The 1,082-nt window shown below is 72.6% G+C and carries 2 protein-coding genes; one reads left to right on the forward strand and one right to left on the reverse strand.

Annotation, left to right across the window (positions count from 1 at the left end; translation table 11 throughout):
• Positions 1 to 93: 93 nt before the first annotated feature.
• Complete coding sequence (locus tag AB0G02_RS41860) at positions 94 to 408, reverse strand: PadR family transcriptional regulator (protein ID WP_360806635.1); 315 nt, start codon at positions 406 to 408, stop codon at positions 94 to 96.
• A gap of 160 nt (positions 409 to 568) precedes the next feature.
• Between AB0G02_RS41860 and AB0G02_RS41865 the strand changes: the two genes are divergently transcribed.
• On the forward strand, positions 569 to 1,082 hold a 514-nt coding region (locus AB0G02_RS41865; RefSeq protein ID WP_360806632.1), incomplete at its 3' end, for an AAA family ATPase.

Here is a 1,082-nt window from a genome sequence, read left to right on the forward strand (position 1 = left end):
GGAAGATCCCGACCATCTCCTCCTCGCGCCGCTCCCGGTACCAGGCGGGCAGCAGCCGCAGCAGCGCCCGGTAGCGGCGTTCCAGGTTCGACCTCACAGCGCGCCCCTCGCCCGCAGCACCGACGACGCGGCGCGCACGTTGGCCGACAGCCGCGCCACCTCCGCCGACAACGCCCGCACCCCGGCGTCGGTCAGCCGGTAGTAGCGGCGCAACCGGCCCTGGTGCACCTCCTCGCGGTCCCGCTCGGCCAGGGCCTCCGCGACCAGCCGGTCCAGCACCCCGTACAGGGTGCCGACCCGCAGCCGCATCCGGCCCTCCGACAGCCCGTCGACCGCGCGCACGATCGCGTAGCCGTGCAACGGCTCCTCCGCCAACGCGGTGAGCACCAGGAACACCTGCTCCGACATACCTCTCACACCGCAGGTTATATCGCAAAGCGGTATATGCCGTCCACGGGCACATCGGCTCGCGACTGTTGCGTCGCCGGCACGGGGCGAGTCGGGTGGGGCGGGAACGCGTGGGAGGCCCCGCCGGGGTCGTCGGCGTCGCGCATTAGGGTTGCCCGCCGTGGAACCGATCATCCCCGCACCGGACCCGACCGACGCGCTGTCCTCCGTGCCCGCCTCCGGCGCGGGCCGCGGTCTCGCGCCCACCGGGCGGCTGCGGTTCTTCTTCGGCCCCATGGACTGCGGCAAGTCCACGCTGGCCCTGCAGATCGACCACAACCAGGCCCGTCAGGGCCGCCGCGGGCTGCTGCTGGTGCGCCACGACCGCTCCGGCACGCCCACCATCTCCAGCCGCATGGGCCTGGCCCGCAACGCGCTGGAGGTGCACGAGGACATGGACCTGTGCTCGCTGGTGCGCGAGACGTGGGCGCGCGGGGCGCGGGTGGACTACCTGATCGTCGACGAGGCGCAGTTCCTGTCCGCCGACCAGGTCGACCAGCTCGCGGAGCTGGCCGACGACGCGCACCTGGAGGTGTACTGCTTCGGGCTGGCCACGGACTTCCGCAGCTGCCTGTTCCCGGGTTCGCAGCGGTTGTTCGAGCTGGCCGACGAGCTCAACGCCATCCAGGTGGAGG

This window comes from Actinosynnema sp. NPDC023658, from assembly GCF_040639995.1.
In the GTDB taxonomy this organism is placed as follows: Bacteria; Actinomycetota; Actinomycetes; order Mycobacteriales; family Pseudonocardiaceae; genus Actinosynnema.